Origin of the sequence: Amycolatopsis coloradensis (assembly GCF_001953865.1) — a bacterium.
Classification (GTDB): domain Bacteria; phylum Actinomycetota; class Actinomycetes; order Mycobacteriales; family Pseudonocardiaceae; genus Amycolatopsis; species Amycolatopsis coloradensis.
Map to the genome: position 1 here is coordinate 239,800 of NZ_MQUQ01000010.1, position 15,385 is coordinate 255,184.

Consider the following 15,385-nt stretch of genomic DNA (forward strand, 5'->3'; position numbering starts at 1 on the left):
TTCGAACCGTTACTGCCGGCCGACCGCGATACTGGGGGAATGAGCGAGTTCTACCGGCCGGTGCCCGCGGGGCCGTCACTCGGCGAGCCGTTCGCGCCTGCCCGGCCGGAGGACTGGCCCGGTACCGAATCGCGGAGGTGGGAGCGCCTGCTGCGGACCTTCGTCACCGCGGGGCGCGTGCGGTTGATCATCGAGACCGTCGCGGGCGCGGGGACTGTCGGCCGGGTCCGGTTGCTGATCGACGGCGATCTGCTGGCGACGGAACTGGGCGCGACCGAAGACGTCTCGCGTGAGGTCGTCGAGCTGGACGCCGAGGAGGAGCCGACCGAGATCGTCCTGGAGGGGTTGAGGCAGTCGGGGGCGGGGACGGTCCGCGTGGCCGCCTTCGTGCTGCCGCTGTCTTGAATCGGACAGGGTTTGGCGGATCTCTTGACCAAGTGGTCTGTTCTTGTCGAAAGTGAACAGGCAGCGACAACGTTGTCAGGAGGCGGCCTTCCCATGCCTGCACGCACTTCGACCCGCGTCGCCGGGTTGCTCACCGCGCTCAGCGTCTTCACCGTCCCCGCCGGGCTCCTCACGCCCGTCGCGGCGGCGGCCGGTGGCGACCCCGTGGACGCGGTCAACACCTTCATCGGCACCAAGGACGACGGGAACACCTTCCCCGGCGCCTCCGCACCTTTTGGGATGACGCAGGTCAGCCCCATTTCCTCGCATTACGCCGGCTACCGCTACGACGACACCGCGATCCGCGGCTTCGGGCATTTCTTCCTGTCCGGCGCGGGTTGCTGGGAGCAGGGCGGTCTCGTGTCGTCCTTGCCCACGACCGGGGCGGTCGGTCCCGGCGCGGCGTTCGACACGACCAAAGCCGACACCTTCGACCACAAGAAGTACGCCTCGCCGTACACGCACGAGGGCGAGGTCGGGAAGCCCGGCTACCACAAGGTGCGGCTCACCGGCTACGGCGGCGTCGACGCGGAGACCACGGCGACCACGCGGACCGGTGTCGAGCGGTACACCTTCGCGAAATCGGGCGACGCGAACGTCTTCGTCAACGTCGGGCAGGCCAACGACAAGGAACCCGTGACGGCGAGCCAGATCCGCGTCGTCGGGGACCGGACGGTCGAAGGAATGGTCCAGGCGCAGGCGTTCTGCGGCGGGAAGTCGTACAAGACCTGGTTCACCACGACGTTCGACAAGCCCTTCAAGTCTTTCGGCACCTGGTCGCCCACCGGTGGTACTCCAGGCTCGAAGGAGTCTGCCGGTGGTGAGGGTCTGCGCGGCGCTTGGCTGACCTTCGGTGACGGGCAGGTCACCGCCACGACGGCGATCTCCCATGTGGACGCTTTCGGCGCCAAGCTCAACCTGGCGTCGGAGAAGAGGCGTTCGTTCGACGCGGTCCGCGACGACGCCCAGCGTGCTTGGCGCAAAGAACTGTCCTCAGTGGACATCAAGGGCGGGACGAGAGACGACCGCACGGTCTTCTACACCTCGCTTTACCACGCGCTGCTGCAACCGCTGACCGGTAACGACGCCGACGGCCGCTATCGCGGCTTCGACGACAAGATCCATCGCGCGCTTGGCTGGACGTACTACGAGTTCTTCTCGTTGTGGGACACGTATCGGACGCAGAACCAGTTGCTCGCCCTGCTGCGCCCGTCCCGCGCGAAGGACGTCGCGAAATCCGTGCTCGCGATCCACGACCAGGGTGGCTGGCTGCCGCGCTGGGCGTACGCCAACCAGGAGACGAACACGATGACCGGCGATCCGGTCACGCCGTTCCTGGTCGACCTGTGGCGCTTCGGTGCGTTGTCCGGCCAGGAACTGAAGGCGTACCAGGCACTTTTGCAGAACTCGCGGGAGATCCCGCCCGCGTCTTCGCCGTTCCAGGGGCGTTCGGGTAACGCGAGCTATCAGAAGGACGGGTTCGTCCAGTACGACAAGGACTTCCCGAAGAAGGGTCAGGACACCGACCCGAACCACGGTGCTTCGGCCACTTTGGAATACGCGCTCGCCGACTGCTCACTGTCCATCATGGCCGATGCCCTCGGTAAGAAGGCGGACGCGAAAGCCTTGGCCGACAAGGGACGCAGCTATCGCACGCTGTGGGATTCGTCGGTGACCGACCGCGGCTTCACCGGGTTCTACCGGCCCAAGCGCGAAGACGGCGAGTGGTTCAGCCCGGTGGGCAAGCCGTTCGATCCGCAGAGCCAGGACGGGTTCCACGAAGGCACGTCGTGGCAGTACCAGTGGCTGACCCAGCAGGACGTCCCCGGTCTGGTCGAGCGCATGGGCGGCAAGGAGAACGTCGGCAAGCGGCTCGACGACTTCTTCGCCTACGGGGATCTGCTGAAGGATCCGGCCAAGACCGTGCGTGAGGAATGGGTCGTCGGCCCGTACAACTACTACAACCAGTTCCGCTACAACCCGAACAACGAGCCGGATCTGCACTCGCCCTGGATGTACACGCTGACCGGGCAGCCGTGGAAGACCTCCGCCGTCGTGCGCGCGGCGCACACGTTGTTCACGAACGCGCCGAACGGCGTCACCGGCAACGACGACCTCGGGACCATGTCCGCGTGGTACGTCTTCAGCGCGCTGGGCCTGTATCCGGCGGTGCCGGGCACCGGGCAGTTCGTGCTCAACGCGCCGCGGTTCGAGAAGTCCGTGGTGCGCCTGGAGAACGGCCGCGACATCACGATCAAGGCCGGCGGCGCCGACGGGTCGAAGCTCCAGTACGTCCAAGGAATGGGAGCCGGTTCGCAGCGGGCGTACGTCGGCCTGGAGCAGTTGACTCGCGGGACCACTTTGGACTTCCGCCTGACGGACGACGCGACGAAGGCGACCTGGGCGACCGGTTCCGAAGGGGCGCCGAAATCGCCGTGCGCGGGGTGATCCGGGTGGTTTAGACCGGTTCGTACCGGGGGTCGTGAGAAGCATCACGGCCCCCGGTGTTCCGGTGAGGGCCGTCACGCCTCACACTGGTATTACCGCGTCCGACAGCGCTGTTGACGTCCTTGGTGAGTCCGCCTTGGACAGTGCTCGTCGGACGTAGTCATGTGTGTACGCATAGTGGTGAGACCCCACAGGAGGAGAAAGTGTCCAGCAAGGCCGCTCTAGTATTCCGCGTGGCCGCGGTAGCCGAAGCCCTCTCCTGGGCCGGGCTGCTGGTCGGGATGGTCCTCAAGTACGCCGTCAAGCTCGGCGAGGGCGGCGTTCCCGTCCTCGGCATGGTGCACGGCGTCGTGTTCGTCCTCTACGTGCTGGTCTCCCTGTCCGTGGCGAAGCCGCTCGGCTGGCGCCCGAAGACCCTCATCCTCGCGCTGCTCTCCAGCATCCCGCCGCTGTTCACCTGGCTGTTCGAGTCCTGGGCGCTGCGCAACGGCAAGCTCGACGGCCCGCAGCGGCTGTCGCACGGCGGTGTCGGCCTGTTCACCAGGACCCCGGAACCCGCCGCCGTCTGATCTTCCGACAGCGCGTGCAAGGCCCCCTTCCCTCGGCTGGTCATTCGAACCCATGGCCGCGGGAAGGGGGCCTTCACGCGCTATTCGGTGAAGTCGCCGGTGGCCTTGCGGACCTTCGTGAGCAGGTCGGTCAGCTGCTCGGTCTGCTTCCCGGTGAGCCCGGTCAGCCCGAAGTCGATTTCCGTGACCGCCTTCGTGGCCTCTTCGCGCCGTGCGCGGCCTTCGTCGGTGATCTCGACCAGCGTGGTCCGGCGGTCGGTCGGATGCGGGACGCGCTTCACCAGCCCGTCCTTCTCCAGCCTGTCGACGATGTTGGTCACGCTCGTCGGGTGCAACTGGAGTCGTTCGCCCATCACGCGCATCGGCAGATGGGACGCGCGGGCGAAGGTCAGCAGGACCAGCGCCTCGTATCGGGCGAACGTCAGCCCATGCGGTTTGAGCGCCCCGTCCACCGCGGACTGGATGATCTGTTGCACGCGCATGATCCCGGTCACCGCCGCCATGGTTTCGGAGGGCCCGATACGGGCTTCCCACAGCTGCGCCGCGCGGGCGATCGGGTCGAACGGCAACGGACGGCTCATGGCGTTCGAAGTTACCAGCGGGTACCCGCGCCACGTCGCACGACCGGGTGTCATGCGCGGGAAAACTGTCTGAATGTCTCTGTGGTGAACCCGCGGCCGCGATCGACGTCGGGACTTCGGGCTGAGGCAGGTTCGCGCGTCCGGTTGGGTTTCAGGTACATCTTTAGCTCCGCCAACAGGCTCTAACGAGGAGCAGAAGATGATCGTGGCTTTCAGTGTCAGCCCGTCCGCGGCCGAGGAAGACGGCGGTGTCAGCGAGGCGGTCGCCCGCGCGGTGAAAGTGGTGCGCGAGTCCGGCCTGCCGAATTCGACCAACGCGATGTTCACCAACATCGAGGGTTCTTGGGACGAGGTCATGGACGTCGTCAAGCGGGCCGTCGAGGCCGCCGGCGAGGGTTCGTCGCGGGTCGGGCTGGTGCTCAAGGCCGACATCCGGCCGGGCTACGAAGGCCAGCTGACCGCGAAGGTGGAGCGCGTCGAGAAGCACCTGGGCCAGTAGGTCAAGGAAGTGGCGGGGTCAACGAGACCATCCACAGCTTGTCCTTCACCGCGATGGCGACCGCGTAGTCGAACGCGCGGCCATCGGCCAGCTTCCCGCTGACGGTCGCCGAAGTCGGCGACAGGTCGTCCGGCGCGAACTTCACCGTGACGTCGTGGGCGCCGTGGCCGGCCAGCGTGTCGACATAGGACTTCGCGAAGTCGTCCGCCGCCGCGGCCGGATAGTCGATGAGTTCGGAGAGGGCCTCGGCGTCGTGCCGGTTGAGCGCGGCGGTGAGGTTCTCCCGGAGCTGTCCCGGACTGTCGACGCCGGGGTCGGGCTGATGGGCGATCAGCAACGTGATCACGCTCACCCAAACGACCGCGACACCGATGGCGAAGGCCACGGTGGCCGTCCTGCGTGTCGGAATGTCGATCACCCCCTTCGGGAGCGAGCCTGCCGGAACGGGCCCGTCCTGCCAAGCGGGCAGGTGGGGGCATGCGGTGAAACACTCGGGGATGCGTGCCAGGATGGAACCGTGACACACCCACGCGGATCAGCAGCGAAGACGGCGGCGATGTCCGCCGCGCTTTCCGGCGCGGTCGACCTTTCCGCGCTCAAGGCGCGTGCCGAAGCGCCCCAGAAACAGCCCCCGGCGCCACCGCGGCCCCCAGCCGACGGTGCCGCGCCCGGCCCCGCTCCGGCCGCGGGCGGCGCCGTGATCGAAGTCACCGAAGCGACCTTCCAGGCCGAGGTCGTCGAGCGATCCCTGCACCAGCTGGTGGTCGTCGACCTGTGGGCCGAATGGTGCGGCCCGTGCAAGCAGCTCAGCCCGGTGCTGGAACGCCTCGCCGCCGAGTCCGGCGGCGCCTGGGTGCTCGCGAAGGTGGACGTCGACGCCAACCCGCGCATCGCGCAGCTCTTCGGCGCGCAGTCGATCCCGACGGTCATCGCCATCGGCGGCGGCCAGCCGGTCGACGCGTTCTCCGGCGCGCTGCCCGAACCCGAGATCCGCAAATGGCTCGGTTCGCTGCTCGACGCGCTCCGTGACCGGCTGCCCGGCATCAAGGCGGCCGAGGAGAACGGCGGCGGTGTCGAGGTGCCGGAGGACGCGCGGTTCACCGAGGCCGAGGAGGCCTTCGAACGCGGCGACTTCGCCGAGGCGCAGGCGGCCTACGAGCGCATCCTCGACGTCGAGCCGTCGAACGAGGAGGCCAAGACCGCCCTCGCGCAGGTCAAGTTCACCGCGCGCGCCGAGGCCGCGGCCCCGGACGCGATCGCGAAGGCCGACGCCGACCCCGCCGACCTCGACGCCCAGCTCGCCGCCGCCGACCTCGAAGTCGCCGGGCAGCAGCCCGAAGCGGGCTTCGCGCGCCTGATCGCGGCCGTCCGGCGTACCGCGGGCGACGACCGCAACAAGGTGCGGGAGCACCTGGTGGCGCTGTTCGAGCTGTTCGATTCGGCCGACGAGCGGGTCATGAAGGCGCGGCGGGACCTGGCTAGCGCGCTCTACTGACGGTTCTGAAGTATGTGAAGGCCCCCTTTGCTTGCGTCTAGCGCAAGGAAGGGGGCCTTCACGTACTCGGGCTGGGGTGCGGAGCGCGGTGGTGGCCGTGAGCGCCGACGTGTCTCGGGTGGCGGTTTCGCGTGTCTGGATGGACGACACGCGTGTCTAGGTGGACGACACGCGACCTGTGCGCTTTCGCAAGCCCTGAAGTGTTATGAACGGACCGTTCATAACACTTCAGGGAAGCGTCACCGGGACGATCAGCCGTACTGGGTCGAGCAGACCGCGGAGCTCTCCAGGTAGCCCTTCCGCAGTGCCTCGACCCGCTCGAAACCGTTGTCCACGCGCTTGCCGTTGACGTCGGCCGAGACCAGGCTCTCCGGGCTCAGCAGGTCCGAGATCGCCTCGTCGAGGTCACCCGCGGAGAGCCGCAGCGTCGCGCCGGGCACCGAGCTGGCCTTCGCCCACGCGCCGACCAGGCAAGCGGTGCGCAGTCCCGCGTTCGCGTTGTCGATCGACGCGCCGACACCCTTCTGGATGCCCATCGCGTAGCGGGACGCGATTTCCGAGAACGCGGCGAAGTCGCCCTTGCCCTCGCTGTGCCCGCTCTTCCATTCGGCCTCTTGGTCGACCGGCTGGGCGAGTTCGCGCAGTTTGGCCATGTCGATGCTGACGGTGTTGTTCGACGGGCAGTACGACGCGGGCGGGGTGCTCGGCCCGCCGGAGCAGCTGCCGTTGCCGTCCTCGGTGATCTCCGGGCCGGGGACCCCGGCGCCCTTGAAGGCCTCGTCGAGGCTCTTCTTCAGGATCCCGATGATCTCGGCGTCGAGCTTCTCGTCGCCCTTGCCCTTGTCACCCTTGTCGAACGGACGCTCGGTGATGCGTGCCTTGATGTTCTCCTCGTTCATCGTCGCGCACTCCTTCGGGCCCTTCTCGAACCCGACCTGGAACGCGTACGTGCGGTCGAACGCCGTGCCGTGCGCGCCCTGTTTGGTCGCGCTGGTGCCCGCCTGGTCGCGGATCAGGAACAGCGACGCCATGACCTGGTTGAGGCCCTCGGAGGTGGAGACGCGGTAGAACTTGCTCTTGTCCTCGGCGACCCAGCGGAAATAGCCGCCCGCGAAGCAGTCGGCCTGCTGCTCCTTGACGATCGACGGGGTGTTCTTCTTGATGCTGGCCTTCTCGCCGAGCCGGTACTGCACGGCGTGCCCGAGTTCGTGCGCGAGCACGACGGCGCCCGCCATCTTCCCGAACCGTTCGCGCAGCATGGGCAGCAGTACGCCGCGGTCCCACGCCACCAGGTCACCCGGCGGGCAGTAGAACGCGTTGACGAGCTTCTTGACGCTGCCGCATTCGGTCTCTTCGTCGTCGGTCTTCGCGCTGTAGGACAGCAGCGACTTCAGCGGCTCGTACGGCTGGCCGAAGTCGCGCGGCATGACCTCGGTCCAGTAGGCCTGCGCGTCGGCGATCGCGGCGATGGCGAGCTGGTCGTCCTCGGAGCCATCCTCGTTGCGGACCTGCAGATCCGGCTTGGGCGCGCCCGGCTTCAAGCCGCTCTCGAAATGCGTGACCGGCAGTCCGGCGATGTCGCCGGCGCCGGGCTGGCTGCCTTCCTTGCCGGTCGAGCTTCCCTTGTCGCCGCAGGCGCTCAGCCCGAGGGCCAGCACCGTCACGACCGCGATCAGAGCCGGGCGGCGAAAGCCCCGCGCTCCCCCTAGGATCATCTTCACTCGCTTGTCGTCAGGGCCCCGACCGGGCCGCGTACACCGGCAAGCAGGGACCCTACCCAGCGCTTATGGCCCGCGTTCAGGTAATCCCCGAAGTGGGTCTTGAGCGGGCCGGAGACCGTGGCGATATGGTCGCTCCTCATGAGAGCTGTCCGCCGGTTCACCGTCCGCGCGAGCCTGCCGGAGTCGCTCTCCGGCCTCGGTGACCTCGCCACGAATCTGCGCTGGACCTGGCATCCGCCCACCCGCGACCTGTTCGCGTCGATGGACGCGGAGCTGTTCGACCGCGTCCGTGACCCGCTGCGGATGCTCACCGCCCTTCCTCCGGCCCGGCTCGACGAACTGGCCGTCGACGACGCCTTCCTCGCCCACGCGCGCGAGGCGGTCGCCGATCTGGACCGCTACCTCGCCGAGCCGCGCTGGTACCAGAAGCAGGACGACCCGGATCTCCCGCCCGCCATCGCGTACTTCTCGATGGAGTTCGGCGTCACCGAGGCGCTGCCGAACTACTCCGGCGGTCTCGGGGTCCTCGCCGGAGACCACCTCAAGGCGGCGTCGGACCTCGGCGTGCCGATGGTCGGCGTCGGGCTGCTCTACCGCGCCGGGTACTTCCGGCAGGCGCTTTCGCTCGACGGCTGGCAGGTCGAGCACTACCCGGTCATCGACCCCAACGCCTTCCCGCTGGAGCTGCTGACCGACGGCGGCGAGCCGGTGCTGGTCGACGTCGCGATGCCCGCCGGCCGCACGCTGCACGCGCAGATCTGGAAGGCGCGCGTCGGCCGGATCCCGCTGTTGCTGCTGGACACCGACACCGAGGCCAACGACGAGGACCTGCGCGCCGTCACCGACCGGCTCTACGGCGGCGACGCCGATCACCGCATCCGCCAGGAGATCCTGTCCGGGATCGGCGGCTTCCGCGCGGTGCGGCGGTACTGCGAGCTGACCGGGCATCCGCAGCCGAAGGTGTTCCACACCAACGAAGGACACGCCGGGTTCCTCGGGCTGGAACGCGCCCGCGAGATCATCCAGGCCGACGGGCTCGCGTTCGACGAGGCGCTGCCCGCCGTCCGCGCCGGCACCGTGTTCACCACGCACACGCCGGTCAGCGCCGGGATCGACCGGTTCCCCGTGGACCTCGTCCAGCGGTATTTCACCGACGGCAGGCTGGTCCCGGACGTCGACCCGCGCCGCGTGCTCGCGCTCGGCGCCGAGGACAACCCGGGCCTGTTCAACATGGCGCATATGGGATTGCGGCTCGCGCAGCGCGCGAACGGCGTCTCGGCGCTGCACGGCCGCGTCTCGCGCCGGATGTTCTCCCGGCTGTGGCCCGGGTTCGACTTCGACGAGGTGCCCGTCTCGTCGGTCACCAACGGCGTCCACGGGCCGACCTGGGTGGCGCGCGAGCTGAGCGCGCTGCTCGGCCGCAACCACGAGGAGTGGGGGCTCGACGGCCATCAGGGCAGACCGCTGCGCGACGGCGTCAGCGACGAGCAGCTGTGGGCGCTGCGGCGGGAGCTGCGGGAGAAGCTGGTCGCCGAGGTGCGGCGCCGGGTGCGGGCCGCGTGGATGCAGCGCGGCGCGTCCGCGCTCGAACTCGGGTGGACCGACACGGTCTTCGATCCGGACGTGCTGACCGTCGGCTTCGCGCGCCGCGTGCCGACGTACAAGCGGCTGACGCTGATGCTGCGCGACCCGGAGCGCCTGCGCGCGCTGCTGCTGGACGAGCGGCGCCCGATCCAGCTCGTCGTCGCGGGCAAGTCGCATCCGGCCGACGAGGGCGGCAAGCAGCTGATCCAGCAGATCGTCCGGTTCGTCGACGATCCCGAGGTCCGGCGCCGGATCGTCTTCCTCCCGGACTACGACATGTCCATGGCGCGCTATCTCTACCGCGGCTGCGACGTCTGGCTGAACACGCCCGTGCGACGGCTGGAGGCGTGCGGGACTTCGGGAATGAAGTCCGCGCTCAACGGCGGCCTCAACCTGTCCATCCGCGACGGCTGGTGGGACGAGTGCTACGACGGCAGCAACGGCTGGGCGATCCCGACCGCGGACGGCGTCACCGACCCGCTGCGCCGCGACGAACTGGAGGCCGCGGCGCTCTACGACCTGCTCGGCCACCAGATCGCGCCGTTGTTCTACGACCGTGACGCCGGCGGCGTGCCCGGCGGCTGGCTGTCGATGGTGTGGCACACGCTGGAGAGCCTCGGGCCGCGCGTGCAGGCTTCGCGCATGGTGCGGGAGTACGTCGAATCCGGCTACCTGCCCGCGTCGCGGATGGTCGCGGAAGCGACAGGTGACGGGTACCGCGGCGCGCTGTCGCTGGCCGACTACCGGACCAAATTGGACGTCTCCTGGCCGCGGGTGCGGATCTTCGACTCCGAACTGCTCGTCGAGGACGCCGCGCCGATGGTCACCGGGACCGAGGTGACCATCCGGGCGCGGATCGACCTCGCCGGCCTCGAACCGTCCGAAGTGGACGTTCAGGCCGTCGTCGGGAAGGTGGGCGACGGTGACGAGCTGAGCGAGCCGGTCACCGTCCCGATGTCCGGCGACGGGATCGGCGCTTTCGCGGCCCGGCTGAAATTGCCGCATCCGGGGTCGATCGGCTACACCGTCCGGGTGTTGCCGAAACACCGGTTGCTCGCCACTCCGGCGGAACTCGCGCGGGTGGTCCACGCCTGAGCGGAAGGGCCCCTGGAACGAGGACTTTGTCAAGCCGGTACCGAACAAAGGAAATCCTCGATCTTCGATTTCTGCCGAACAATGATGACCACGCAGGTGAAATAGACTTTGCCGGGCCGATCCCGAATGACGGAGGAATGGTGGCCTCGGCGAAGGAAACGAAAATGTCGCGCAGGGCCAAGGATCGGTTGCATCACGTCCACGCCCGCGCCGGGATCCGTCAGGTCGGCCTGAGCCGGGCGCTCGGGCCGGAACTGCGTGCCATCTGGGGAATCGCCGACGACGCCGAGCCCGGCAGGGTGCGGGAAATCGTCCTCTTGCGACTGAATCGCGTTCTCGAACGCTTCGCCGATCCGCTCATGCCCGAGATCGTGTGGACCGCCTACAACCTCGGCGTGGACCCGGCCGACGGCGGGGCGGGGATGGTCGGCCGGATCAGGACCATGGTCGGCCGCGGCCGGGTGGCGGTCTCCGAGCGCACCTGCACCCGGCGGTTCTACGATTTCCTGGGGAGTGTCAAGAACAGCCTGGACGGTTTCCAGGAGGACCTCACCGGCGAAGATTTCAGGCTCGCTTCGCGGTGGATCGCCGGGAACGTCCGGCCGGAGCGGGATGAGCCCGCCCGCGGCCCCGAGCCGACGGTGATGCGGATGTTCCTCGACGGCACGGTGTGGGGCCCGGCGGACGAGGCGGGCGCGCCGCTCCCGGCCCGCGTCGGCGGGCAGGGCGACTGGTTCTGTGTCTTCACCGACGAGCGGCTGCTCGCCGAGTACCGCGCGGCCACCGGCGCCGGCTGGATGCGGGTCCGGCATCGGACCGGCCGCGAGGTCGTGCTCGCGGCCGCCAGGCGGGGCGTGGCGACCGGTGTCCTGGTCAACCCCAGTCCGGTGCCGGGAGCCGGGCTCCACGCGGCGCTCCCGCTTTCCCCGGACTCGATCGCCAGGCTGACGGTCCACCGCTAGATGATCGCGCGAAGCTTCACGTGATCAACCGTTCAGGACGTCAGGGAACGGCGGGCGTGCCGCCCTCCCGGATCGGGAGGCCCGCCGAACGCCACGCGCGGAAGCCGCCTTCGAGGTCGGTCGCGCCCGGCAGCCCGAGCCGCCGCAGGTCGGCGGCGGCCAGGCTCGACGAGTACCCCTCGTTGCACACGACGATCACCGTCGAGTCCGGTTTCACCTCCGGCAGCCGCCATTCGCTGTCCGGCGCCAGCCGCCACTCGAGGTGGATCCGCTCGACGACCACCGAGCCGGGGATCTCGCCCTCTTCGAGCCGGTTGGCGTGCGGGCGGATGTCCACGATCAGGGCGCCGTCGCGGTGCAGTCGTTGTGCCTGCTCGGGTTCCGCCCGGTCCAGTCCGGACCGGGCGGCGGTCAGCAGGTCTTCGATCGCGCTCATGCGCCCAGTATCGGGGCCAGCGAGGGGATCTCGGTGGGAACTTCGGCGAGCGTGCCGTATTCGCGGGTCGCGACCAGCGGCGGCGAGTAGGCGTGGACGCTGGCGGCGGGCTCGGCGCCGATGCCGGTCACCTGGTGCGCGCGCCCCGCGCCGAAGCCGATGCCCTCGCCCGCGACGTGCGTGCGACGGCGGATCGGGCCGCCGGGGTAGCGGTACTCCTCGCCGAGTTCGCCCTGCAACACGGTGAACGAGCCGGACGCGCCGCCGTGGTCGTGCGGTTTGGTCTGCTGGCCGGGCAGCCACGACAGCAGCCACAGCTCGACACCGTCGGTCAGCGCCAGCCGCGCCCACCAGCGGTGGTCCCCGTCGAAACGCAGCAAACCACGCAGGGCCGTGGTGAGTTCCGTGGTGACGGTGGAGGTCAGATCGGCCAGTTCCCTCGGCGTCCAGAGCAGGCGCTCGGGGTGCAGCAGTTCCGGGAGCAGCGGGTCGATCAGCTGAGGGTGGATCTCGAAGTCTTGGCGCGGGGAGAGGGATGTGGTCACCGTGAGGCTCCTCATGGGTTCGCGGGCTCGGAAGCGGGGCCGAACGCGGCGCGACACGGATGCCTCGGCACACCGGTGCCGGGGAAAGAGCGGGACTCAGCCGTGTCGCGCGGTGGTACACCCGCACGAGGCGACGAGGAGCAGGTCGATGGTCCGGCGGCGCCAGAAAGACCCCCCGATGACGGGGAAGGCGGCGGACACGGACCTGATCACGCCTTCGATCGTGCCACAGGTCCGGCGGCCGCGGTTATTCCGGACAGCTCCGTCCCACTCCCTGGACCAGCCGCTTTCCGCCGACCGGCGCACCCGGTGCACACGCGCGCGCCCGTGCGGACACAATGGGCGCGTGAGCGAGCCGATCCAGCCCAGCGAACTTGACGACCTCGTGGTGAGGATGACCGGTGTCGGGGTCCGCCGAACAGGCAACGACCTCCTCGCCGACCTCGACTGGACCGTGGAACTGGACGAGCGCTGGGTGGTGCTCGGCCCGAACGGCGCGGGCAAGACCACCCTGCTCCGGCTGGCCGCGGCCGAACTCCACCCGACCTCGGGAACGGTCGACCTGCTCGGCGACCGGATCGGCAAGGTCAACATCTTCGACCTGCGCCCGCGGATCGGATTCACCTCGGCCGCGATCGCCCAGCGGGTGCCGGGCGAGGAGCGCGTCGTCGACGTCGTGGTGAGCGCCGGGTACGCCGTCGTCGGCCGCTGGCGTGAGGAATACGACGCTCTCGACACCGACCGCGCCCGAGAACTGCTGACCGCGCTGGGCATCCCGCACCTGGCCGAGCGCACCTTCGGCACGCTGTCGGAGGGTGAGCGCAAGCGGACGCTGATCGCGCGTTCGCTGATGACCGACCCGGAGATGCTGCTGCTCGACGAGCCCGCCGCCGGACTGGACCTCGGCGGCCGTGAGGACCTTGTCGCGCGCCTGTCCGAACTGGCCCTCGACCCGGAGGCCCCGGCGATGGTGCTCGTCACCCATCACGTGGAAGAAATTCCGCCGGGCTTCACCCACGCGCTGCTGCTGCGCGACGGCCGCGCGGTCGCCTCCGGACTCGTCGACGACGTCGTGACCAGCGACAACCTGTCCAAGACGTTCGACCAGGACCTCCTGCTCGAACGATCGGGTGATCGCTTCTTCGCCCGTCGCCGCTGAGGCTTCCGGAGGATGACCCTTGGGAGGGAAGGGCTGCCCCCGAAGAGGTCGTACTGACCGGTAGCCTGCACTCTGTCTTGGACTGTTAAGGAGGACGGCGTGGGAGAGTTCGTAAGCCTGGAGGTCGAAGGCGGGGTCGGCACGATCCGGCTGGACCGCCCGCCGGTCAACGCGCTGAACAACCAGGTGCAGGCCGAGCTCGCCGAGGCGGCCCGTGAGGCCTCCGAGCGCGACGACGTGCGCGCCGTGATCCTCTACGGCGGTGAGAAGACCTTCGCGGGCGGCGCGGACATCAAGGAGATGGCCGAGCGCACCTACCCGGAGATCGCGAAGTTCGGCGCGGCGCTGACGGCGTCGCTGACGACCATCGCGAACATCCCGAAGCCGGTCGTCGCGGCCATCACCGGCTACGCGCTGGGCGGCGGCCTCGAACTCGCCCTGACCGCGGACCGCCGGATCGCCGGCGACAACGTCAAGGTCGGCCAGCCGGAGATCCAGCTCGGCGTCATCCCCGGTGCCGGTGGCACGCAGCGCCTCGCGCGGCTCATCGGCCCGAGCAAGACGAAGGACCTCGTGTTCACCGGCCGGTTCGTGAAGGCTGAAGAGGCCCTGTCCCTGGGCATCCTCGACGAGGTCGTCGCGCCGGACGACGTCTACGCCGCCGCGCACAAGTGGGCATCACAGTTCGCGAACGGTCCGGCCGTGGCGCTGCGCGCCGCGAAGGCCGCGATCGACGGCGGTCTCGACACCGACCTCGCGAACGCCCTCAAGCTCGAATCCCACCTCTTCGCCGCGCTGTGGGCGACCGAAGACCAGCGCAACGGCATGAAGTCGTTCATCGAGAACGGCCCTGGCAAGGCCACCTTCGAGGGGAAGTAGCGAAGTGACCCAGGTGAACGACCCGGCGCCGAATCCGCACGCCACCGCCGAAGAGGTCAAGGCCGCCTTTGACGACCCCAAGCTCGCCAACCTGCTCTACCACGACTGGGAAGCCGGGACCTACGACGAGAAGTGGTCCATTTCCTACGACGAGCGCTGCATCTCCTACGCGACCGACGTGTTCAACGCCGTCGCCGGTGAGGACGGTCAGCCGTACCCGACCGCGATGGAACTGGGCAGTGGTACCGGTTTCTTCCTGCTGAACCTGATGCAGGGCGGCGTGATCAAGAAGGGGTCGGTCACCGACCTCTCACCGGGCATGGTCCAGGTCGCGCTGCGCAACGCCGAGAACCTCGGCCTCGACGTCGACGGCCGGGTCGCCGACGCGGAGCGGATCCCCTACGAGGACAACAGTTTCGACCTCGTCGTCGGGCACGCGGTGCTGCACCACATCCCGGACGTCCGCGCGGCGTTCGCCGAGGTGCTTCGGGTGCTGAAGCCGGGCGGCCGGTTCGTGTTCGCGGGCGAGCCGACGAAGGTCGGCGACTTCTACGCGCGCAAACTCGGCCAGATCACCTGGTATCTCACCACGAATCTGACGAAACTCCCGGTGCTGAACGGCTGGCGCCGCCCGCAGGAGGAACTCGACGAGTCCTCCCGTGCGGCCGCGCTGGAGGCCGTGGTCGACATCCACACGTTCGACCCGTCCGACCTCGAGTCGATGGCGAAGGGCGCCGGGGCGCAAGACGTCCGCGCGGTCACCGAGGAGTTCGCCGCCGCGCTCGCGGGCTGGCCGATCCGGACCTTCGAAGCCGCCGTGCCGCAGGAGAAGCTGACCCTGCGCTGGCGTCTGTTCGCGTACCGGCTTTGGCTGCGACTGTCCGCTTTGGACAAGAAGCTGCTCGCCAAGGTGCTGCCGCGCGAACTGTTCTACAACGTGATGATCACCGGTACCAAGCGATCGTAGG

15 protein-coding genes are annotated in these 15,385 nt (G+C 69.0%); 10 read left to right on the forward strand and 5 right to left on the reverse strand.

Annotated elements, in window-relative coordinates:
* Positions 1-39: 39 nt before the first annotated feature.
* The 3 genes from BS329_RS19435 (at position 40) to BS329_RS19445 (ending at position 3,461) form a co-directional block, all read left to right on the forward strand.
* Complete coding sequence (locus BS329_RS19435; RefSeq protein ID WP_076162636.1) at positions 40-405, forward strand: hypothetical protein; 366 nt, start codon at positions 40-42, stop codon at positions 403-405.
* A gap of 93 nt (positions 406-498) precedes the next feature.
* A complete protein-coding gene (locus BS329_RS19440; protein ID WP_076162637.1) occupies positions 499-2,892 on the forward strand; it encodes a GH92 family glycosyl hydrolase in 2,394 nt (797 codons plus the stop codon).
* 203 nt (positions 2,893-3,095) lie between these two features.
* A complete protein-coding gene (locus BS329_RS19445; protein WP_076162638.1) occupies positions 3,096-3,461 on the forward strand; it encodes a DUF3817 domain-containing protein in 366 nt (121 codons plus the stop codon).
* A gap of 80 nt (positions 3,462-3,541) precedes the next feature.
* On the opposite strand, the gene BS329_RS19450 is transcribed toward BS329_RS19445, so the two are convergent.
* The gene (locus BS329_RS19450; RefSeq protein WP_037341773.1) at positions 3,542-4,042 is read right to left on the reverse strand and encodes a MarR family winged helix-turn-helix transcriptional regulator; all 501 of its coding nucleotides are present in this window, start codon (positions 4,040-4,042) and stop codon (positions 3,542-3,544) included.
* A 199-nt stretch (positions 4,043-4,241) separates the two neighbouring features.
* Between BS329_RS19450 and BS329_RS19455 the strand changes: the two genes are divergently transcribed.
* A complete protein-coding gene (locus BS329_RS19455) occupies positions 4,242-4,541 on the forward strand; it encodes a thiamine-binding protein (RefSeq protein ID WP_076162639.1) in 300 nt (99 codons plus the stop codon).
* Position 4,542: 1 nt separating this feature from the next.
* Here the strand turns inward: BS329_RS19455 and BS329_RS19460 are convergent, their stop codons facing one another.
* On the reverse strand, positions 4,543-4,926 hold the full coding sequence (locus BS329_RS19460) for a hypothetical protein (protein ID WP_244197221.1): 384 nt from the start codon (positions 4,924-4,926) through the stop codon (positions 4,543-4,545).
* 132 nt (positions 4,927-5,058) lie between these two features.
* Here BS329_RS19460 and BS329_RS19465 point away from each other — a divergent pair, with 132 nt between their 5' ends.
* Positions 5,059-6,036: a tetratricopeptide repeat protein gene (locus BS329_RS19465; RefSeq protein WP_076162641.1), complete on the forward strand. Its 978-nt coding sequence runs from the start codon at positions 5,059-5,061 to the stop codon at positions 6,034-6,036.
* Between the two features lie 251 nt (positions 6,037-6,287).
* On the opposite strand, the gene BS329_RS19470 is transcribed toward BS329_RS19465, so the two are convergent.
* The gene (locus BS329_RS19470) at positions 6,288-7,751 is read right to left on the reverse strand and encodes a neutral zinc metallopeptidase (RefSeq protein WP_076162826.1); all 1,464 of its coding nucleotides are present in this window, start codon (positions 7,749-7,751) and stop codon (positions 6,288-6,290) included.
* A 144-nt stretch (positions 7,752-7,895) separates the two neighbouring features.
* Between BS329_RS19470 and glgP the strand changes: the two genes are divergently transcribed.
* The gene (gene glgP, locus BS329_RS19475) at positions 7,896-10,436 is read left to right on the forward strand and encodes an alpha-glucan family phosphorylase (protein WP_076162642.1); all 2,541 of its coding nucleotides are present in this window, start codon (positions 7,896-7,898) and stop codon (positions 10,434-10,436) included.
* Between the two features lie 137 nt (positions 10,437-10,573).
* Positions 10,574-11,398: a hypothetical protein gene (locus BS329_RS19480; protein ID WP_076162643.1), complete on the forward strand. Its 825-nt coding sequence runs from the start codon at positions 10,574-10,576 to the stop codon at positions 11,396-11,398.
* Between the two features lie 40 nt (positions 11,399-11,438).
* Here the strand turns inward: BS329_RS19480 and BS329_RS19485 are convergent, their stop codons facing one another.
* Entirely contained in the window at positions 11,439-11,834 is a 396-nt protein-coding gene (locus BS329_RS19485) for a rhodanese-like domain-containing protein (RefSeq protein WP_076162644.1), read from the reverse strand.
* A complete protein-coding gene (locus BS329_RS19490) occupies positions 11,831-12,379 on the reverse strand; it encodes a cysteine dioxygenase (RefSeq protein ID WP_076162645.1) in 549 nt (182 codons plus the stop codon). The genes BS329_RS19485 and BS329_RS19490 overlap by 4 nt, the downstream gene beginning before the upstream one ends.
* A gap of 346 nt (positions 12,380-12,725) precedes the next feature.
* Here BS329_RS19490 and BS329_RS19495 point away from each other — a divergent pair, with 346 nt between their 5' ends.
* The 3 genes from BS329_RS19495 to BS329_RS19505 all read left to right on the forward strand — a co-directional run bounded on the left by BS329_RS19495 (position 12,726) and on the right by BS329_RS19505 (position 15,384).
* Complete coding sequence (locus tag BS329_RS19495) at positions 12,726-13,538, forward strand: ABC transporter ATP-binding protein (RefSeq protein ID WP_076162646.1); 813 nt, start codon at positions 12,726-12,728, stop codon at positions 13,536-13,538.
* A 99-nt stretch (positions 13,539-13,637) separates the two neighbouring features.
* Positions 13,638-14,417 (forward strand): enoyl-CoA hydratase/isomerase family protein, encoded by a 780-nt coding sequence (locus BS329_RS19500; RefSeq protein WP_076162647.1) that lies wholly within the window; start codon positions 13,638-13,640, stop codon positions 14,415-14,417.
* 4 nt (positions 14,418-14,421) lie between these two features.
* Positions 14,422-15,384, forward strand: coding sequence for a class I SAM-dependent methyltransferase (locus BS329_RS19505; protein ID WP_076162648.1), 963 nt, complete (start codon positions 14,422-14,424; stop codon positions 15,382-15,384).
* Position 15,385 lies beyond the last annotated feature (1 nt).